Annotated in this window: 18 protein-coding genes; 5 read left to right on the top strand and 13 right to left on the bottom strand. The window is 64.1% G+C overall.

Annotated features, from left to right (window positions below):
* The first annotated feature begins 5 nt into the window (after positions 1 to 5).
* Positions 6 to 128: a hypothetical protein gene (locus NCT05_RS36845; protein ID WP_268811544.1), complete on the top strand. Its 123-nt coding sequence runs from the start codon at positions 6 to 8 to the stop codon at positions 126 to 128.
* Between the two features lie 41 nt (positions 129 to 169).
* On the opposite strand, the gene NCT05_RS25945 is transcribed toward NCT05_RS36845, so the two are convergent.
* The 3 genes from NCT05_RS25945 to NCT05_RS25935 form a co-directional block, all read right to left on the bottom strand.
* Positions 170 to 2,671: a glucose/quinate/shikimate family membrane-bound PQQ-dependent dehydrogenase gene (locus NCT05_RS25945; RefSeq protein ID WP_250441125.1), complete on the bottom strand. Its 2,502-nt coding sequence runs from the start codon at positions 2,669 to 2,671 to the stop codon at positions 170 to 172.
* A gap of 158 nt (positions 2,672 to 2,829) precedes the next feature.
* Complete coding sequence (locus NCT05_RS25940) at positions 2,830 to 3,153, bottom strand: hypothetical protein (protein WP_175981977.1); 324 nt, start codon at positions 3,151 to 3,153, stop codon at positions 2,830 to 2,832.
* Between the two features lie 52 nt (positions 3,154 to 3,205).
* Positions 3,206 to 3,454 carry a hypothetical protein gene (locus NCT05_RS25935; protein ID WP_250503518.1) on the bottom strand — a complete coding sequence of 83 codons (249 nt, stop codon included), beginning with the start codon at positions 3,452 to 3,454 and terminating at the stop codon, positions 3,206 to 3,208.
* Between the two features lie 121 nt (positions 3,455 to 3,575).
* On the opposite strand from NCT05_RS25935, the gene NCT05_RS25930 reads away from it, so the two are divergent.
* Positions 3,576 to 3,947, top strand: coding sequence for a hypothetical protein (locus NCT05_RS25930; protein ID WP_250503517.1), 372 nt, complete (start codon positions 3,576 to 3,578; stop codon positions 3,945 to 3,947).
* 4 nt (positions 3,948 to 3,951) lie between these two features.
* Here the strand turns inward: NCT05_RS25930 and NCT05_RS25925 are convergent, their stop codons facing one another.
* The gene (locus NCT05_RS25925; RefSeq protein WP_250460175.1) at positions 3,952 to 5,151 is read right to left on the bottom strand and encodes an amino acid aminotransferase; all 1,200 of its coding nucleotides are present in this window, start codon (positions 5,149 to 5,151) and stop codon (positions 3,952 to 3,954) included.
* 49 nt (positions 5,152 to 5,200) lie between these two features.
* Entirely contained in the window at positions 5,201 to 6,577 is a 1,377-nt protein-coding gene (locus NCT05_RS25920; protein WP_008347403.1) for an amino acid permease, read from the bottom strand.
* A gap of 342 nt (positions 6,578 to 6,919) precedes the next feature.
* Between NCT05_RS25920 and NCT05_RS25915 the strand changes: the two genes are divergently transcribed.
* Entirely contained in the window at positions 6,920 to 7,180 is a 261-nt protein-coding gene (locus NCT05_RS25915) for a hypothetical protein (RefSeq protein WP_175981985.1), read from the top strand.
* An 86-nt stretch (positions 7,181 to 7,266) separates the two neighbouring features.
* Positions 7,267 to 7,419, top strand: a complete 153-nt coding sequence (locus NCT05_RS25910; RefSeq protein WP_162483411.1) for a hypothetical protein — start codon at positions 7,267 to 7,269, stop codon at positions 7,417 to 7,419.
* 50 nt (positions 7,420 to 7,469) lie between these two features.
* Here the strand turns inward: NCT05_RS25910 and aroQ are convergent, their stop codons facing one another.
* From aroQ to NCT05_RS25895, 3 genes are all read right to left on the bottom strand, one after another.
* Positions 7,470 to 7,907 (bottom strand): type II 3-dehydroquinate dehydratase, encoded by a 438-nt coding sequence (aroQ, locus tag NCT05_RS25905; protein ID WP_175981987.1) that lies wholly within the window; start codon positions 7,905 to 7,907, stop codon positions 7,470 to 7,472.
* A gap of 36 nt (positions 7,908 to 7,943) precedes the next feature.
* Positions 7,944 to 9,002 (bottom strand): Gfo/Idh/MocA family protein, encoded by a 1,059-nt coding sequence (locus NCT05_RS25900; protein WP_250503516.1) that lies wholly within the window; start codon positions 9,000 to 9,002, stop codon positions 7,944 to 7,946.
* Between the two features lie 85 nt (positions 9,003 to 9,087).
* Positions 9,088 to 10,506: an MFS transporter gene (locus NCT05_RS25895; protein WP_008347399.1), complete on the bottom strand. Its 1,419-nt coding sequence runs from the start codon at positions 10,504 to 10,506 to the stop codon at positions 9,088 to 9,090.
* Between the two features lie 390 nt (positions 10,507 to 10,896).
* Between NCT05_RS25895 and NCT05_RS25890 the strand changes: the two genes are divergently transcribed.
* Positions 10,897 to 12,465, top strand: a complete 1,569-nt coding sequence (locus NCT05_RS25890) for a sensor domain-containing diguanylate cyclase (RefSeq protein ID WP_175981991.1) — start codon at positions 10,897 to 10,899, stop codon at positions 12,463 to 12,465.
* A gap of 6 nt (positions 12,466 to 12,471) precedes the next feature.
* On the opposite strand, the gene NCT05_RS25885 is transcribed toward NCT05_RS25890, so the two are convergent.
* The 5 genes from NCT05_RS25885 to NCT05_RS25865 form a co-directional block, all read right to left on the bottom strand.
* Complete coding sequence (locus tag NCT05_RS25885) at positions 12,472 to 14,814, bottom strand: bifunctional diguanylate cyclase/phosphodiesterase (protein ID WP_250503515.1); 2,343 nt, start codon at positions 14,812 to 14,814, stop codon at positions 12,472 to 12,474.
* A 13-nt stretch (positions 14,815 to 14,827) separates the two neighbouring features.
* Positions 14,828 to 15,424 carry a methylamine utilization protein gene (locus NCT05_RS25880; protein WP_250503514.1) on the bottom strand — a complete coding sequence of 199 codons (597 nt, stop codon included), beginning with the start codon at positions 15,422 to 15,424 and terminating at the stop codon, positions 14,828 to 14,830.
* Entirely contained in the window at positions 15,421 to 15,840 is a 420-nt protein-coding gene (locus tag NCT05_RS25875; RefSeq protein ID WP_250437036.1) for a group I truncated hemoglobin, read from the bottom strand. The genes NCT05_RS25880 and NCT05_RS25875 overlap by 4 nt, the downstream gene beginning before the upstream one ends.
* 2 nt (positions 15,841 to 15,842) lie before the next feature.
* Positions 15,843 to 16,745, bottom strand: coding sequence for a DUF3034 family protein (locus tag NCT05_RS25870; protein ID WP_250503513.1), 903 nt, complete (start codon positions 16,743 to 16,745; stop codon positions 15,843 to 15,845).
* Positions 16,746 to 16,960: 215 nt separating this feature from the next.
* A complete protein-coding gene (locus NCT05_RS25865; protein ID WP_250503512.1) occupies positions 16,961 to 20,176 on the bottom strand; it encodes a hybrid sensor histidine kinase/response regulator in 3,216 nt (1,071 codons plus the stop codon).
* Positions 20,177 to 20,178 lie beyond the last annotated feature (2 nt).

Genomic DNA, 20,178 nt, shown 5'->3' with positions numbered 1-20,178 from the left:
TCATCATGGGAATCATCGCTGCCACGCCGATCGCCCTCGTTTCCTTCATCGTCGCCGCCGTCCGCAATGCGCTGAGCGCGCGCGCCAAGGTCAGCGCGCTCATGGCCGAGGCTTATCGCCGGACGTAACGTGCAGGCGCGGGAGAAAATTCCCGCGCTTTTTTTCGCATTCACTGCAACGTATAGGCGATCACATAGTCGCCCGCCTTCGTGCCGAGCGAGCCATGACCGCCCGCCGTCACGAGCACATATTGCTTGCCGCTTGCATCGGCGTAGCTCATCGGCGTGGCCTGACCGCCCGCCGGCAGACGCGCCTCCCACAGCTTCTTGCCGTCGCGCACGTCGTAGGCGCGCACGTATTGATCGAGCGTGCCCGTCAGGAACGCGACGCCGCCCGCCGTCACGATCGTCCCGCCGAGGCTCGGCACGCCGAGCGGCATCGGAATCGGCAGCGGCGCGCTGTCGACGATGGTGCCGTTCTTGTGCATCCACGCAATCTTCTGCGTGCGCAGATCGACGCCCGCGATGTAGCCCCACGGCGGCGCCTGGCACGGAATCCCGAGCGGTGAAAGAAACGCGCTGATCTCAAAGCCGAACGGCGTACCGCGCGCGAGCTTGATGCCGCTCGTTTCGCTGCCTTTCTTCTCGCCGTTGTCCTCGGGAATCTTGTCACGCGGAATCAGCTTCGACGTGAACGCCATGTAGTCCGGATTCGCGATCAGAATCTGCCGCACCGGATCGACGGAAATCCCGCCCCAGTCGAATACGCCGAAGTTACCCGGAAACACGAGCGATCCCTGCTCCGACGGCGGCGTGTACGGCCCGTCGTAGCGCAGGCTCCTGAACTTGATGCGGCACCAAAGCTGATCGAACGGCGTCGTGCCCCACATGTCCGCTTCCGTCACGCGCGGCGGGTTGAAGTTGAGCGCGGAAACGGCCTGCGTCGGCGCGGTGTGATCGCCTTTCGCCGCGCCGCCCGGCACGGCGACTTCGCTGATCGGCACGATCGGCTGGCCGGTTTCGCGATTCAGCACGTAGATGCTGCCCTGCTTCGTCGATGCGATCAGCGCCGGCTGCGTGCCCTGCGCCGTCTGCAGATCGACGAGCGTCGGCTGCCCGCCCACATCCATATCCCACAGATCGTGATGCGTGAACTGATAGTTCCAGCGCAGCTTGCCCGTCGCGGCATCGAGCGCGACGACGCCCGCGCCGAACTTCTCGGCCTGTGGCGTGCGCTCGCCGCCCCACTGATCGGGCGTCTGGTTGCCCATCGGCAGAAAAATCATGCCGCGCTTTTCGTCGACGCTGAACATCGACCACATGTTCGGCGAATTGCGCACATAAGTGCCGCCCGCCGCGATCGGTTCGGTGGCGTCCGGATTGCCTGGATCCCAGTTCCAGACGAGATGGCCGTCATTGACGTCGAACGCGCGGATCACGCCCGACGGCTCGTTGTTCGATTCGTTGTCGGTCACATGACCGCCGACGATCACGAGATTGCGGAACACCGCCGGCGGCGAGGTCGAGTAATAGCCGCCCGGCGTGAACGGCCCGATATTCGCGCGCAAATCGATTGCACCGTTCTTTCCGAAGCTCGCGCACGGCTTGCCGGTGTCCGCGTCGAGCGCGATCAGGCGGGCGTCGGCGGTCGGAAGGAACAGGCGATGCGGACATTCGGCCTGCGCCGTGGTTTGCGCGGGCGTCTGCACGGGCGCGGAGGCTTCCGTGGGGGCGGATGCGTCGGCAGGCGCGGAGGCCGCATCGGCTTCGGCGGGCGCGCTGGCTTCGGGCGCGGCGGCAGCGGGCATCGGATGCATCGACGCATCGTAATAAGCGACGCCCCGGCAAGTCATGTGCTCCCAATGCTTGAACCCGATCGGACTCTGAATCCGCGGATCGAAACGCCACTTTTCCTTGCCGCTCGCGGCATCGAGCGCGATCGCCTTGCTATGCGGCGTGCACAGGAAAATCGTGTCGCCGACCTTGAGCGGCGTGTTCTCGTCGGTGGTTTCGGTCGGATCGTCGGGGCCGGGCATGTCGCCGGTGCGATACGTCCACGCCACCTTTAGCCGATGCGCGTTATCCGGCGTGATCCGGGCGAGCGGCGCGTAACGCTGCGCGAGCGGCGAGCCGCCATAGTCGACCCAGTCGCCCGCCGCGCGGCCGGTCGCGGCGTTGGCATCGGGCTGATTGGCGTCGGCGGCGACGTTCACGTCGATGCGCCCCGGCCGGTCGTGCGGATGATTGAACCAGGTGCCGACGCCGAGCAGCAGCGTGAGGATGATCGCGGCGGCGAGGGGCGTGCGCGCGGCGCGCGATGTCGAAGGCGGCCCGAACAACGCGCCGCGATGCACGAAGGGAATCAGCAGCCAGATCGCGAGCAGCAGCCAGATCCACAGGCGCGGCATGAGTTGCCAGAAATCGAAACGCACTTCGACGACGGCCCAGATCGTCGAGGCGAACAGGAACAGCGCGAAAAGCAGCAATGCGGAGCGCCGCCGGATCAACAACAAGAGCCCGGTCAGCACGATGGCCGCACCCGCGATCACGTAGTACCACGATCCTTTGAGTGCAACGAGATACGCTCCGCCCGCCGCCAGCAACACGCCGATGACGATAAACACAATGGCCGTAAAGAACGTGAGCGGACTGAGTCTGCCGTTGCCAGCCATGCTGAATCCTCCGTGACGATGAAAGGCGGAACACGGCCGTCGCGCGGTCGTGGTTCGGACGCTGTCGCGTGGAGGAACGGAGCAATCGCTGTGCCGTTCGGCGGGGAACGGGCGCGTGCAAGGCGTGCTTACGGATGACTTGCCGAATGAAGCTTAGATCACAGCGCCCGCGGCCAGAGCCCGCCGTGCGCGCTCGCGGGCATGACGCCTGCGACGAACGCCGCCTTCAGATCGGCGCGTTCGGAGAAACGCGGCGCATCGAACCACGCGAGGAAATCGTCGCGCCAGACGCCCCAGGCGTTTTCGTCGAAATCGAAGTCTTCGTCGAGGCGGCCGTTGTCGCGCAAATAGGCGCCGACCACTTGCGTGCCGTTCCAGTACGCGACGGCGACATCGCTGAGATCGGCCGTCACGCCGCGCGGCAGATCGCGCAGCATCATCGCGACGTGCGCCTTGAACGATTTGAATTCGGTCGGTCTCATCGCCTGCTCCGCTTCAAAAAAGTGCGTGAAAAAACTGCGTGCGCGTGCCCGTTCATTTGAACACGCCCTTGTTCAAGTCTTTTTCGAACGCGGCGGTCCATTGCGTGCCGTGTCCGATGCGATATTCGCGTTCCTTCAACGTGGAACGTCGCGTAATGGTGACGACGCCCTGCAACGGATAAACATCGTCCACGACATCGGACGCGCCGCCTTCGTGCACCAGAAAATCGCTCTCGTCGAGCCGATGGCGCGCGAGAATCGCGAGGAAGTCCGCTCTTTCGACCGGCGCGATCACAGTCATGTCGCCCTCCATGATCGAATGCTGCTTCCATTCAAAGTAGCACACGCGCGGAGGAACGTCGGCGCGTATCTTGCGAGGAGCGCGGGACGGCGCACGCGCTTTTTCCGGGAGTCGATAGCCGATGAATCGCAAAACGATGTTTCTATGCGCAGCGGCGCTGGCCGTCTGCACGCACGCACGCGCCGACGACGCCGTCTGCGGCACGCTCGAAAGCGCCACGAACGGGCAGGACGGCATAATCGCGCTGCGCGAAGGGGAAAGCGTGAATTTCTGGCGGGGCGGCGCCGTGCGGCACGGCGCGCTGCATGTGTACAAGGACGGCGAGGTGTATCGCGTGTACTGGCAGCCGGAAGGAAGCGGCGATGTCTACGTGCTCGCGAACGAAGGCACGAGTGCCGTGCGGCTCATTCTGACGCCGCCGCGCGGCACGAAAGTCGATACGGGACCGGGCAGCCTTCCGCCGCAGAAAGTGCTGTCCTGTCCCGCGATGTAGCGATTTACTTCGCCGCCAGCACCTTGCCGATGGCATCGGCGACGATCTGCACGTTGCTGTCGTTCAGGCCCGCGACGCACATGCGGCCCGAGCGCAGGATGTACACGCCGAATTCCTCCTTGAGCCGGTCGGCCTGATCCGCGACCAGACCCGTGTACGTGAACATGCCGCGCTGCTTGATATACCGCGTGAGCATCTCGCCGCGAACGTGATCCTTCAATCCGTCGTGGATCGCCTGACGCATGCGCGCGATGCGCTGGCACATCGACGCGAGTTCCTTTTCCCACGACTGTTTAAGTTCGGGCGTGTTCAGCACATGCGTGACGATCTTCGCGCCGTGCGTCGGCGGATTGCTGTAGTTCGCGCGCACGGCGCTCGTCAGCTGGCCGAGCACGCGATCGGCTTCGGCGGCATCGTCGCAAATGACGTGCAGGCCGCCGCAGCGCTCGCCGTACAGCGAGAAATTCTTCGAGAACGAATTGGCGATGAACGCCGGCACGCCACGGCGCGCGAGTTCGCGCACGGCGAACGCGTCGTCGTCGAGACCGGAACCGAAGCCCTGATACGCCATATCGACGAACGGCAGCAGATCGCGCTTTTGCAGCACGTCGATGATGTTCACCCATTGCGCCTGATCGAGATCGACGCCCGTCGGGTTATGGCAGCACGCGTGCAGCAGCACGACGCTCTTCGCGGGCAGCTTGTCGATGGCGTCGAGCATCGCATCGAAGCGCAGTCCGCCGGTGGCTTCGTCGTAATACGGATACGTGTTCACTTCGAAACCCGCGCGCTCGAAGATGAAACGATGGTTCTCCCACGTCGGATCGCTCACCCACACTTGCGACTTCGGAAAGTAGCGCTTGATGAAATCCGCGCCGACCTTCAGCGCGCCCGATCCGCCGAGCGTCTGCACGCTCGCGATGCGGCCATCGGCGCGCGCCGGGCTGTCGTTGCCGAACACGAGCGCCTGCACGGCGTCGCGATAATGCGCGAAACCGGCCATCGGCAAATACGGTTTCGGGCCGAGGTCTTTCAGGATCGACAGTTCCGCCTCGCGCACGGCCTGCATCACGGGCAGACGGCCTTCGTCGTCAAAGTAAATGCCGATGCTCAGGTTGACCTTATTGGTGCGCGGATCTTTCTGGAAGTTTTCGTTCAGCGACAGGATCGGGTCGCCGGGGTAAGCATCGATATGTTCGAACATGGTGACTTATAGGACGAGAGAGGACGAGAGATCAGCAAGCGCGGCCGCGTCAGTCTCCGCGCGCGGCCCGAGTTTTGAGATAGTAGCCGATTCCGAGAACGGCCAGCCAGACCGGAATCAGGTACACGGACAGGCGCAGATCCGGAATCTCGTACATCACCCAGACGATGCCCGCGAGAAACGCGAGCACGACGTAGTTCGTGAACGGATGCAGAAAGCTCGGAAACGAGGTCGCTTCGGCGTTCGCGCGCTTCTGCCGGCGGAACATGAGATGGATGATGCTGATCATCGCCCAGTTGATGACGAGCGCCGACACCGCGAGTCCCATCAAGAGGCCGAACGCGCGCCCCGGAATCACATAGTTGATGACGACGCACGCCGCCGTCACCAGCGCCGACACCGCCAGCGCCGCGAGCGGAATGCCGCGTCCGCTCACGTTGAGCAGCGCGCGCGGCGCGTTGCCTTGCTGCGCGAGGCCGTACAGCATGCGGCTGTTCGCATAGACGCCGCTGTTGTACACGGAGAGCGCGGCCGTCAGCACGATCACGTTGAGCACGTTCGCGACGACCGTGCTGTTCATCTCGCGGAAAATCAGCACGAACGGACTGCCGCCGGTCGCGACCTTGTCCCACGGATAAAGCGACAGCAGCACGCCGAGCGCGCCGACATAAAAAATCAGGATGCGATAGATGACCTGATTGGTCGCGCGCGGAATGCTGCGCGACGGGTCTTCCGCTTCCGCCGCCGTAATGCCGACGAGCTCCAGCCCGCCGAACGAGAACATGATGACGGCCATCGACATGACGAGCCCGTGCACGCCGTTCGGAAAGAAGCCGCCGAGCCGCCAAAGATTCGCGACGCTCGCTTCCGGCCCCGCCTTGCCCGACGCGAGCAACCAGCCGCCGAACAGGATCATGCCGACGATCGCCGCCACTTTGACGATCGCGAACCAGAACTCCGTCTCGCCGTAGGACTTCACGCTCGTCAGATTGATCGCGTTGACGATCACGAAGCACGCGAGCGCCGATATCCACATCGGCAATCCCGGCCACCAGTACTGCATGTAGATGCCCACGGCCGACAGCTCCGCCATGCTCACCAGAATGTAAATGGCCCAGTAGTTCCAGCCGGAGATGAAACCGGCGGCGTGGCCCCAGTATTTATCGGCGAAATGGCTGAAGGAACCGGCAACCGGCTCGTCGACGATCATCTCGCCGAGCTGACGCATGATGAAGAACGCCATCAGCCCGGCGATCGCGTAGCCGAGCAGCACGGATGGCCCGGCGAGCTTGATCGTCTGCGCGACGCCGAGAAAAAGCCCGGTGCCGATCGCGCCGCCGAGCGCGATCAACTGGATGTGGCGACTCTTGAGTCCGCGTTTGAGTGTGTGCGGCGAGGGTGTTTCGTTCGTCGTGGGTGAAGCCATGTCGATGTCTGTTGCACTGCAAAAATTACTGCGTTCATGGATCGAACGATCGCGCGTATCGTTTGATCCGACCTTTTAGTCTGCTTTTTGGTAAGAAACTGTTGTTTTTTCGTGCGGATGACCCCACAAGCCGCTGCAAAAAAGGCCGATTATCAGCGGACGGATCTGCGATTTTACCGCCCGGCGGCCGCAAAGCCTTGATGGGCGGGCGTATAGCAGCCGTGCTCCGAATCGCGGAAACGGACATCAAACGAATTGAGGCCGGAATCAGGGCTTGTTCGGAGGATTACTCGAGGCGTCGCGGCGTGAGAATCGCATCATCCACTCACGACGGGGGTCGCCATGTATCGGACGATGGAAGGAAACGCCAGGCCGCATCGAACGGCGCAGCGTTTCGGCGAAGGATCGCAGGACAGCGCGGCGACACAAGCGGAATTGCTGAGCGCGCTGCAGTCGGTGTCGGACAACATCATGCGTCTCGCCGGGAAGCTGCACGGCGATCCGAACGCCACCGACGACGATGCAGAGACCATTACCGAGCAGCATGCGTTCGCGCAAGAGCTGATCGGACGTTTGCTGGCGCTGCCCGCGTCGCAAACGTAACGGACCAACAGGGCCAACAGAAGGCGGGCAGCGGTGACGGCAAAGCCGCCCGCGCTCGGAGCATCGGGGAGAAGGATATGAGCTACTTGACGATCATCGCGGTGGTCTGGGCTGTTTGCGCGGTGGGTGCGGTGTTGTTCATCCGCGGCGCGGCGCAACGCAATCACGAACCGCTGCGCAAGCAGAGCGAACGCGAGCCGGTCGCGCCCGCGTCGAAGGATTTCAGTCGCCCGGCCTGACCCGATGACACGGCGAAGCGCCCACACGCTTCGCCGTGAAGGCATCGGCCTTATTTGATCGCGGCGACTGCTGCGCGCAAGCCCAGCAAGTAGCTATCGACGCCGAAACCGGAAATTTGCCCTCGCGCAATTTCCGCGAACACCGATTTGTGGCGGAACTCCTCCCGCGCGTGCACGTGCGACATGTGCACTTCGATGATCGGCGCCTTCAGGATCGCGAGCGCATCGCGGATCGCGTAGCTGTAGTGCGTCCACGCACCCGCGTTGATGACGATCGCATCGACGTTTTCTTCGAACGCGCGATGAATGCGCGAGCACATCTCACCTTCGATATTCGTCTGGTAGCACTCCACCTCGACGCCGAGTTCCTTGCCGAGCGCGGCCATCTGCTCGTCGATTTGCGCGAGCGTCGCCGTGCCGTACTGCTTCGGGTCGCGCTTGCCGAACATGTTGAGGTTGACGCCGTGCAGCGTCAGGATCGTTGCCATGTGATTTCCTTGAACTGGAAGGGGAATTGAAAAGATTCAGGCGGTCTCGACGATCCTGCCGCTCGTGGCGGCAAGAACGATGGCCTCGGTGATCCGCAGATTCTGCAGTCCGTCGCGCGCGCTGACAATAGGTTCGGCTTCCCCGCGCGCCACGCGCCCGAAATGTTCCATCTGATGCGCGAGCGGATCGTCGCGCTGCATCGCCACGACGTCTTCGTCGAACGGCTTCCACCATGATCGATCTTCGGCCTTCGCGTAGGACTTGAGACGCATCGTCGGCACGGAAAGCGAGCCGAACGTGCCCGCGATCACGTAGCAGTCTTCGTCGGGATACGTGGAATACGCCTTGTTCTCCTGCGACGTCTGCTCCCAGCTTCGCGGGCACGCGGCGGTGTCGGACAGCATGAACGTGCCGAGCGCGCCGCTCGCGAAACGCAGATTGATCGCGACCGTATCTTCGACGGGAAAGCCGCGCGTCGCGTGCGATGCGAACGCCTGCACCGCGACGATATCGCCGCACAGCATCCGCAAGTTGTGCACCTCGTGGATCATGTTGAGCAGGATCGGCCCGCCCCCCGGCTCGCGCCGCCACGGCGCGCTGGCGTAATACTCGTCGGGCTTGAAGAACACCGCGCTGCCCATCACCGCGACGAGCTTGCCGAGCCGCCCTTCGTCGATGACCTGCTTCGCGCGCGCCATGATCGGGCTGTGCGCGCGATGATGGCCGATCAGCACTTTCGCGCCGGAACGCTCCACTTCATCGACGAGCATCTGCGCTTCCTCGACCGTCGGCGCGATCGGCTTCTCCAGCAGGATCGGCACGCCCGCCGCGATGCACACGCGCGCATGTTCGACGTGCAATTGATTCGGCGTCGCGAGCACGATGCCGTCCGGGCGATCCTTCGCGAGCAGTTCGTCGAGCGTTTTGTAGAGCGGCACGCCCGCCTTCTGCGCGATGTCGACGGCGGCGGGCGCCGGATCGACGATGGCCGAGAGCGTGCACGTCGTGCTCGCCTGCGCGACGCCCACGTGCGCCTGACCGATATAGCCCGCGCCCGCCACCGCGATACGCGTCTTGCCTGAGTCTGTATTCACTTCGATTTCACCGTGTTGAAAAAGCGCGAGTTCACCCCGGCGGCGCTGTCGCGCGCCGCCTGAGCAAGGAAAGAGGACATGAGCTTCAGGAAGTGCGCGCGTTCGCGACCGATTCCGCGCGCAGGCGGTCGTACTCGGACTTCTCGACCGGCCGCGCGTCCGGCTCGCCGAGCTGGTTGAGCGGAATCCGGTACGTCTCCCGCGCGCTCCACGCGGCGATCGCCGAGATGATCGTGACGGCGAGCGTGATTGAACCGATCATGACCGGAATGTTCGTCGATCCGGGCGGCGCGACGCTCGCGAACAGCGCGGGCAACAGCGCCGTGATGGTCGTGCCGATGTTCTGCGAGATCGCCATCGCGGAGACGCGCGTGCGCGTCGGGAAGAGTTCGGGATAGAAGCTCGGGAAGATCGCGTTGTAGCCCTGATAGACGATGCCCCACATCAAGAGCGACGCGACGATCGCCATGCCGACGTTGTGAATGCTGATCGCGTAGAGATACAGATACGACAGCAGCCCCGAGGCGATCGCCCCGACGATGATCGGCGGCCTGCGCCCGATCTTGTCGGAGAGATTGCCGACGATCGGAATCACGATGACGGCGAGAATATTGCCGACGACCGGAATCCACAGATACACGCTCTTGTGAAAGCCGATGCCGTACGCCGCCTGCACCGCATACGCCGCGCCGAAGATCGTCGCGACCACGGGAATCACGTTCATCAGCGCCATGCAGACGACGCGGATCATGTCGGGCAGGTTGTACTTGAAGGCGTCGACGATTGGCGAGCGCGGCACCGCGCCCTTCTCGCCTTCCTTCTCGAACGCGGGCGTCTCGTGCACTTCGCGCCGGATGATGTAGCCGGCAACCAGCACGAACGCCGAAAGCAGGAACGGAATGCGCCAGCCCCATGAATTGAACGCGTCCTCGGGCATGTAGTACGCGAGCGGCAGGAACACGGCGGCGGCGAGAATCTGTCCGGCCTGCACGCCTTGCAGCGTGAAGCTCGCGAAGAAACCGCGGCGTCCGAATGGCGCGTGTTCGAGAATCATCGAGCTCGCGCCGGAGATTTCGCCCGCGACCGCGAAGCCCTGGACGAGCCGCAGGATCACGAGCAGCGTCGGCGCGAGCATGCCGACGCTGTGATACGTCGGCAAAAGTCCGACGGCCATCGTCGAGAAGCCCATCAGGAACATGCACAGCACGAGCACGGTCTTGCGGCCGTGCGTATCGCCCCAATGACCGAGCACGAATGCGCCGATCGGACGCGCCACGTAACCGACGCCGTAGGTCGCGAGCGACGCGACGATCGCCACTTTCGGATTGCCCGAAGGAAAGAAGAGTTGCGGAAAGATCAGCGCGGCGGCTTGCGCGTAGATGAAGAAGTCGTAGTACTCGAGCGCGGAGCCGATCCAGCCGCTCGCGGTCGCCTTCTTCGTCTGCTTGTGGTGCTCGGCGTGCGACCCGCCTTTTGCACCGGGTGAGAGAGAGTTCGTGTCCATGACGTCTCCTTTTATGAATCGCCCGACGGTTTCTGTGGCCATCTTTCCGCGAAACTGCTTCTTTCATCCTCACCGACGACGCCTTCGCGGCATGGCGCGCAGGACATCAAACATGATCGTCTCTGAAACGAAAGCTTTCGATGAGGCAAAACCCGGCGTCAGGCCAGGTTGAAAGACTTGAGCCCTAAATTACTATGTCCGCGCGAAAACGTAATCCGGCTCGAAGGAAAGTCAGAATGCGCTCTCAGCGAATAATCGACGCTCACCACGCCTGAGCCGCCGCTAAGTCCTGCCTAAAGAACACGCAGACGCCGCCGTATACACGATTACCGGCGGTGATCGCATCACCGCCGCCTTCGTATTCATCCTCTCGCCGGCCCGGTCTTGCGTATGTCAGGCAATCCGTCCTTGATCGATTCGATTCTGGCCACGCCGGCGACCGCGGACGGACGGATCACGCCTGCCGTTCGCGCATCGCTGCTGTCGACGCTTGTCGAAGACATCCGCCCGCTGCTGCTGTCCGGCATCTCCGGCGCGTTCGTCGCGATGATCGCGCTCGGACGCCAGCCGTCCCTCTGGACGATGCTCTGGCTCGCCGCCGACGCGCTTCTGCTCGCCACCCGCCTTTCGATCGTCGGCCGATATCGCGCGTTGAGCCGCACGGACGCGCCGCAGCCCGGCCGGTGGGCCGCGCGCTATGCGCCGTTCGGGCTGCTGGCCTGTCTCGTGACGGGCCTCGGCGCGATGGGCTGCGTGATCTCGGGCGACGCCGTGCTCGCGTCGCTCGCGATCATGGTGACGGCCGGCCTGCTCGGCGGCGTCGCGTCGCGCAACGCGGGCACGCCGCATCTGGCGATCGCGCAGGTGTGCCTCGGCGCGCTGCCGATCGGCGTCGGCGGGCTGTTCGGGCCGTCCGGCTACTGGATTCTCGTGCCGCCGCTCGTCCTCTATATCGCCGCGATGTGCGCGGTCGTGCAGCGGCACTATCGCGGCCTCGTCGCGCTGATGACCGCCAAGGAAAGCCACGCCGAAATCGCCACGCGCTTCGACGCGGCGCTCGCGCACATGCCGCACGGCCTCTGCACCGTGGATGCGTCGGGCAGGGTGGTGATCGCGAATCGCAAGGCGGCGGAGCTGTTCGGCGCGACCATCGACATGCTGCGGCTGAACGTGTCGCTGCCGGAGTTCATCGGCTATGCCGCGCTCGCGAAATTCGGCGAGACGCCGCGCGCGCAGCTTGCCGAGCGATGCGCGCAATGGCTCGAAAGCGGCCATCCGACGCTCGACCTGCCCTTGCGCGACGGACGGCATCTCGAACTGAGCCGCAATCCGGTGCCCGACGGCAGCGCGGTCATCATCATCGAGGACGTGACGGAGCGCCGCAAAGCCGAAGCGAAAATCCTGCAATGGGCGCATCACGATTCGCTGACGGGCCTGCCGAACCGGCGCTATCTCGGCGACCAGGCCGGGCGTCTGATGGCGGGCGGCGCGGGCCGCGAGAAAGTGACGGTGATGTACGTCGATCTCGACGGCTTCAAGCACGTCAACGACACGCACGGCCACAATGCCGGCGACGAACTGCTGAAGCTCGTCGCCGACCGCCTGCGCAACGCGATGCGCCGCGGCGAGCTGGTCGCGCGTCTGGGCGGCGACGAGTTCGCGATCGTCGCCACGTATATCGCGCACGCGGCCAACGTGGTTTTCGCGCGCAAGATCATCGGCGAGCTGTCGGCGCCGTACACGCTCGAATCCGGGCAGACGGTGCGCGTGGGCGTGAGCGTCGGCATCGCGCTGGCGCGTCCGGCGGAGTCGTTCGAAAGCGCATTGAAGCGCGCCGATGCCGCGCTGTACGAAGCGAAATCGGAGGAACGCGGCACCTATCGCTTCGCCGATCGCGACGGCGACTCCATCGCGAGCGACGAACAAGCCGTCGCGAACGACCGCGGCCGCGCCTGGTAAGCGAGCCTACGCCTCTTCCGGCCCGGCGATCAGCGCTTGCTCGTTCGACGCGCGCCACGCGTCGAGCCACGCTTCGAGCTTCGCGGGGGGCAGCGGCCGGCTCAGGTGATAGCCCTGCGCCAGATCGCAGCGCAGCGCCTTCAGCCGCTCCAGCATCTCTTCGGTTTCGACGCCTTCCGCGACGACCTTCAGTCCCATGTTGTGCCCGAGATCGATTGTCGAGCGCACGATGGTTTCATCGTCCTTGTGCTGGAACATGCCCATCACGAACGATTTGTCGATCTTCAGCTCATCGACGGGCATGCGCTTCAGATACGACAGCGACGAATACCCAGTGCCGAAATCGTCGATGGACAGGCGAATGCCGAGCGCGTGCAGCCGGTCGAGCGTCTCGATCGCGTGATTCGGGTCGTCCATGATCGCGCTCTCGGTGATCTCGATCCAGATCGATTCCGGCGCGACGCCGTGCTTGTCGAGCAGTCCCTGGAAGATTTCGGGCAGCGTCGACTGGATCAGCTCGCGCGCCGACACGTTCACCGACACGGCCAGCTCGATGCCCTGCCGGCGCCACGCGGCGCATTGCGCGATGGCCTTGTCGGCGACCCAGCGCGAAATCGTCTTGATGTAGCCGGTCTGCTCCGCGAACGGGATGAACTGGTCGGGCGAGACGAAGCCGCGCGTCGGATGATCCCAGCGCACGAGCGCCTCGACATATTTCACGCGATGCGTCGCGAGATCGACCTTCGGCTGATAGTAGAGCGTCAATTGATCGTGCTCGACGGCCTGCCGCAGCTCGCTCATCAGCGAAAGACGCTCGGCGTTGTTCTGGTCGTGACGTTCGTCGTAGAGCGCGTAGCCGAGATTCGAGCGCTTCGCCACGTACATCGCGATATCGGCGCGGCGCAGCAGCACGTTCATGTCCGTGCCGTTCTGCGGAAACGTGACGATGCCGATGCTCGCGCCCACATCGACGAGTTGCCCTTCGATCGTGATCGGCTCTTCGAGCGCGTTCAGCATGCGCGTGGCGAGAAGACGCGCGGACGCCAGATCGTCGGTCGGCAGAAGGACGGCGAATTCGTCGCCGCCCAGACGCGCGACCGTATCGGTCTTGCGATGCAGCGCCGCGCGCAGGCGCTTCGCCACTTCGCACAGCAGCATGTCGCCGATCGGATGCCCGAGCGTGTCGTTCACGTACTTGAAGCGGTCGAGGTCCATCATCATCACGGCGAGCGGGCGCTTGCTCCGCGTCGCCGCGCCGATCGCCTGCTGCAGGCGGTCGTTGAAGAGCGCGCGATTCGGCAGGCCGGTGAGCCGATCCATGTACGCGAGCTCGGTGATGCGTTTCTCGCGCTCCGAAATGCCGTCGCGCATCTGATTGAACGCGCGCGCCAGCTCGCCGATTTCGTCGTTCTGGCGAATCTCGATGGGCGCGGCGTAATCGCCCTGCCCGATGCGCTTCGAAAACTGCGTGAGCGCCGCGATCGGCCGCGTGACCGAGCGCGCCATCAGCACGCTGCCGACGATCGACACGAGCACGCCGAGCAGCGTAATGAGCAGCAGCGTCGTCTGCAGGCGCTTGAAGGGCGCGAGCGCCTCGTTGAGCGAGCGTTCGAGCAGCACGGCGACCGTGCGCCCTTCGGAGTGCAGCCGCATGACGCGCGTCGCGTAGCCGTTCGCGGCGAGTTGCGCCTGATCCGTCAGCGCGTCGCGTGCGTCGTGGGGGAGCGAGCTTGCGAGCACGCCCCATTTGCCGTCGTCGCCGACGGTGAGAAACGACACGTCGAGCGACGTAAGCGAGCTCAGATCGCGTGCGAGCGCATCGTCGACCGCGAAGCCCATCACGACCCACGCGATCGCGATGGGCGCTTTCACCGGCACCGCGACGAGCTGATACGCGCGCGGCCCGATCATGCCGAACGACGACGCATCGCCCTTCGTCGCGACGGTCCTGATGAGCTTCGGGAACGGAAACGCCATGCCTTCGCGCCCGACGCCGCCGCTATCGGCGATCAGCTTGCCGTCGAGATCGACGAGCATCACGACGTCCGCATGAACGCGGTCGCCGTGATTGCGCAGCGCGGACGCGACCGTCTTGCTGTCGTGCGTCGCGACCGCTTCGCGAAAGCCGAAGTCGAGCGCGACCACGCTCGCCGCCTGCGTCAACTGTTCGCTATTGCCGCGCAAAATCTGCGCGAATACGCGCTCGGCCACCGACAGTTGCTCTTCGGCGTTGCGATGCGCGTTCTTCAGAATCACCGAGTTGATGACGAGAAACGCCGCCGCCTGCGCGACGAGCATCAGCACGACGAAGACGAGCGCGATTCGCGCGCGCAGGCTGTGAAAGAGCATCGTGACGGGCGTCCTATTCGGCGGGGCGCAGTTGCAGCGCGAATTTCACCGCGCCGTCCGCGTTGACCTTCTGCGTCGGCTGCGCGTTCGGATCGCTCTGGCGGAAATGCCACGCGATCACCTTGTACGCATCGGCGGGCAGATTGTCGATGGTCGCGGCGCCGTGCGCGTCGGTCTTCGCGAACCACGGCGTATCGACGATCAGCAGATACGCGACCATCGAATCGTGGATGTTGCAGCCCATCACGACGAGGCCGGGCTTGTCGAACACGACCGGATTCGCGGGAATGCCGTGATACAGATTCAGCTCGAAGCGCTTGGGCGGCGAGAACGAATAGACGTCGTGCTCGATGTTGTCCTTGTTCGGGAACGCCACCGACGCGCCCGTCTGCACGACGGAGACCATCGGCACGAAGCGCCGCTTGATCTGATCGATGACCGCGCTGGCGGGCTTCGTCGCGGGCGGCTTGCCGTTGACGGGCAGCGCATAGACGATGGCGTCGGGCACGGGCGCGCCGGCCTGATCGACCACTTGCACGCGCACGCTCCCGGCGTGGGCGATCGTCGCGCCGAACGCCAGCAGCGTGATGAAAAATTTGAGCATGTTCATTCGCGGTCTTGCACGTCGCGGTACATCGGCGCGAGCTTCGCCAGGAGTTTGTTTTGCGCGTGGAACGGCACGCCGTTCTTGTCCATCGCGGCCTGCAAGTCTTCGACGAGCGCGTTGAACGCGGCCCGGTCGATGTTCTGTCCTTCGTGCGTGCGGCGCATCGGGCGGCCGGTGTAGACGCACGGGCCGTCGAGCAGCACGCAGATCTGCTCGACGAGCTTCTGCTTGATGCGCTTGACGGGCGCGTTGTCGAAATACGGCGCGGTGCGCGGATCGGCGAGCACGTTGTCGTACATGTCGTCGACGATCTTCGTCAGCCCTGCTTGCTCCCCGAACTGTTCGTAGAGCGCCTCGTCGGCGTGCGCGTTCGCGCAGGCGAGCGTGAGAGCCAGCATTGCGGCGTGGCGGATTTTCATCGTCAGAACCCCGCCTGCATCGAAACGTAGAGGCCGCGCTGATTCTTCACCGTCGCGATGTCGCCGAGCGCGACATACGCCGCCGTCAGCGAGACGTGCTTGTTCGGCGCCCACGCGACGAACGCGTCGTACGCGTCCTGCTCGCGCGCGAACGAGAGATTGTTCGGCTTCATCCGATATTCCCCGCCGATCGCGACGTTCTTCGTCAGCAGATACGCCACCGACGACTCGAATTCCGGGTGATACGCGTTCGACTTGTCGCCGCCGAACCCGAGCAGGCCGAACTGGTTCGCCTTCGTGAAGCGCAGCGTGCCGTTCAAGAGGAGGCTTTGCGCGAGCAGCAGCTTCGTCGCGGACAGATAGAAATCGGTGCCGGAATTGCTCGCCGCGCCGACCGCTTTCACGATATCGCCCTGTTCGTTGTGCTTGAACTGCAGCCCCGCGGCGATTTGCGGTATCCACGTGTCCTGATCGAGCACCGCGTCGCCGAACAGCCGCACCTTCACGCCGAAGATGTTCTGATTGAACTTGAAGTTCTCGCCGAGGCCGAGTTTCGCGCCGACATCGCGCGTATCGAAACTTTGACGCGCGAGCGACAGCTCGACGCGATTCGCGACGCCGACGGTCAGGCCCCACGTGCCGAGCGCGTAATCCTGCGTGCGGATGTAGGTGCCGTGCGCGTTCGCGCCGAGTTGGCGCGCGGTGCCGTATCCGCCGATGACGGCCCACGGCGTGAGGCCGCCGCCCGCCGCGCCTTCGACTTCCGAGACGCCGCCCGTCAGCAGCAGCTTGCCGCCGGTGAGCGGCACGGCGGGCGGATCGTCGGCGAAAGCGGACGACGAGAACGAAACGAGCGACGCCACGGCCAGACTGGCGAGGCGCATCTTTGAGTAAATCTGACGCATGCGGGAGACATCGAGCGGTTGTCGGGGTTGCCGTCGCCGCCTCGGGGTGCCGCGCGACGCGTCGCGGCGAGCCAGGCGCTCTGGGAAGGTCACTCGCCAGGTAGGCGGCGCCTTTTCATATGCGTGTAAACGGCCGCTGACGGTCGAACTTGACGGCCGTTCGTCAGTTTTTGCGGGCCGAACGTTTGCAATCCGGGATGGGTCAGCGCGTCGGCCTAACCGTGGATCGTGTCGCGATGCAGGTCGCGCAGTTCGAGAAGGTCCGAGCGAATCAGCGAGACGTATGTCTCGACGTCCTCGACCCAGTTGCCCGCCTCCCTCAGCGTCGCGCGCAATTCCTCGCACTCATCGAAGAGCATGGACGGGCCGAGCACCGACAGCCCGCCCGCAAGCTTGTGCGCCCAGCGGCGCAGCGCCGGGGCGTCGCGCTGCGAGCAGATCGCGTCGAGCGCGGCGATGTCTTCGCCGATCTGCTGGACGAAGGCGGCGACATACGGCGCCGGCACCGTCGGCAATCGTGGCGGCGACGCATCATCGGCCGATGCGTTTCCTTCATCGACGGCTAACGTGCGCAACACGTCAGCGAGCACGGAGAGCGCAACCGGCTTTGTCAGATAGTCGGTGAAACCGGCGTCGCGACCACGTTGAACATCGGTCGCGCTCGCACTCGCGCTCACCGCATAGACACGCATCGACGGATCGAGGGCACGCGCGGCCGCCAGGAGTTGCGCGCCGTTCATCTTCGGCATGTCCATGTCGGTCAGCACGAGGTCCACGCGGTTCTTGCGCAGCAGATCGAGCGCTTCCTCGCCGTCGGCTGCTTCGATCACGGATGCGCCGAGCGTCAGCAACTGGTCGCGCAACAAACCTCGGTTGAGGCGATTGTCCTCGGCGATCAGCACTGTCGCGCCGGGATTCGCCGAAGCGGGTTGCAGAGGCGCCGACCGAATGGGCGACGCGGAGATCGCGTGATGCCTCCCGTCTCTGACAATCTGCACCGCTTCCCGGAACTCCTTGGCCGCGAAGATGCTGACGGCTATTTCGCCGTTCTCTCTCGCCACCGGCACGAGCGGGCCGTCCTGCGTCACGCGGATGACGCGCGCGCGATCTGTCCATCGCGCATCGATCTCGTCATCCGAGATTTCGTCGGTCGCGATGAGACAGTCGCAACCCTCCACGTTCGCCGCCGCGCCCTCGTTCGTGATGTACGTAATCGAACTGCGCTCTGCATCGAAGAGTGCGTCGAACCACTCGCGATGCTCGTTCGCCCGATACAGGATGGCGGGCCGGCCGACGAGCAAGGCATCGGCTTCGTCCGGCGACGACTCAGCCACTTGCAACGGCAGCGTGACGGTGATGCGCGTGCCGACGCCCTCCGTGCTTTCAAGCGCGATGCGCCCTTTCATCAGCCGGCACAGATGCTCGCAGATCGAGAGCCCGAGCCCGGTGCCGCGCGCTTGAGTCAGCCGGTGCGCGTCGCCCTGGACAAACGGCTGAAAGAGCATCTGACGCTGCGCTTCCGGAATGCCAATGCCCGAATCGGCCACACTCAGTGCGAGCGCGCCGTCGACCCAGCGCGCACGCACGACGACCTTGCCCGAATACGTGAACTTGAGCGCGTTGCCAAGGAGGTTGTTGAGTATCTGCGCGACGCGAATCGGATCGAGCCATAAGCGTGACGGGCACTCGCGGTCGATCACGACGAACAAACGCAAGCCCTGGCGATTCGCGATGGGCGAATGACCGACCATCACGCGCATGACGATGTCGCGTATCGACGCCGGCTCTTCGCTGAGACGCATTTCCCCGACGTCCATCTTCGAGAAATCGAGAACATCGTTGACGACCTGCAGCAGCGCGCCCGCCGACGCCTGCATCGCACCGACGCGGGCTTCCTGTTCCGCCGCCAGCGGGCCCCTGGCGACGAGTTCGAGATTGCCGACGAGCGACGCCAGCGGCGTTCTGATCTCGTGGCTCATCGAAGCGAAGAAATTCAGCTTGGCCTTGGCGGCGGCGTCGCTGGTTTCCTTCGCTTCGCGCAGCAGGCGTTCGGCTTCGTGATGCTCCGTGATGTCGGCAATGGCGCAGAACAGCACATCGGTCTTGTTGACGACCGCCGACGTGTAGGAAATCTTCAGGTGACGCGACGACTGGTCCGCTTTCTCCAGCGTGCATTCGAATTGCCAGATCACGGCGGCGTCGCCTTTTGCGGGCAAGCTCATGCCATGTTGATGGAAGGCCACACATAGCGCGGCGGGCAGATGCATCGCGCTGGCATCGAGGTCGAGCAGGTTACGCGCGACCTGATTCGCGGCAATGGCGCTGAAATCGCTACGCAGCGCAATGCACAAACCGACCGGCGTCACCTGCACCTGCAGATGATTTAGAATCTCGCCTTCCACCGCGCGGCAAGCCTGCTCATAGGTACGCGTCAGGAAGCGGTAGTTCCAGTATCGGTATAACGCCACGAGCATAGTTGAGAGCGCCGCTTCCACCAGAACGATAACCGACACTTCCGTACGCTTGACAGCGAGATTGGTCGCCGTCGGCAAGGAAACGACGATGTGGCCGACGCCGAGCGCAAGCGGTTCCATTCGCGCGCCCCATCCGTGTCCCATGATCCAGTGGGATACGCCAGGCGGCCCCTTCTCGAGATGTTTGTCGACGAATCGCGCGTCTCCCGATGCATCGCCCGCCAGCACCGTGCCATCGTCGCTAAAGATCGTTATTTCCGAATTGAGGGCGGCGGGCCGGACCAATTTCAGCACACGCTCGACGTCCACCTTCGTGAAGACAAACGCAACGGGTCGATCGTTCTTCTCGACCACCATGAACATAACGATCGTCGAACTCTCGAAACCCAGCAGGGCCGGTGCACGGAACCATAGAACGCTATGTTCTCGTGCGACGCTTACGGGATCGAGGCCGCGAGAACTCATGGTGGCCTTGGCGGTATCGACGAGTGAGCGCAATCGTTCGGTGCCGGGTCCCTCAGCGGCGTCGCGCTTGGTGAAAAATTCAAAACCATACGACGCGCTTCCGTCGAACCGTGCGAATTGCAGGGAGAACGGCAAGCTCCCGTCGGGAATAGCACGCAGTGCCGCGCTGCAAATCCGGCTCATCGATGCGTCTTCGCTGTCCGAAGGTAAGGGCGCGCACGGCAGCGCGGCCCGAGGACCGTTGGGCGATGGATGGTAGTCCTGCGGGGTGACTTCGAGGAGTAGCTCGCCCGTCTTCAGCATGTTGTAACGACTGAAGATACCGATATTCACGCCGCGCATGACGGACTGGACGTCGGCAAGCTCGGTCCTGAGCGTACTATTGACCAGAAAAACGATGGCCGCGAAAGCGGCACACATCGAAGAGAAAATCAGCAAGCCGATGGCGACCGCGAAAATGCGTCGCTCGCGTTTGAGATTGTCCTCGAGCATTC

The organism is Caballeronia sp. AZ7_KS35 (assembly GCF_023631045.1).
In the GTDB taxonomy this organism is placed as follows: Bacteria; Pseudomonadota; Gammaproteobacteria; order Burkholderiales; family Burkholderiaceae; genus Caballeronia; species Caballeronia zhejiangensis.
The sequence above is the reverse complement of the archived record's forward strand: the minus strand, read 5'-3'. Positions and strand labels throughout refer to the sequence as shown.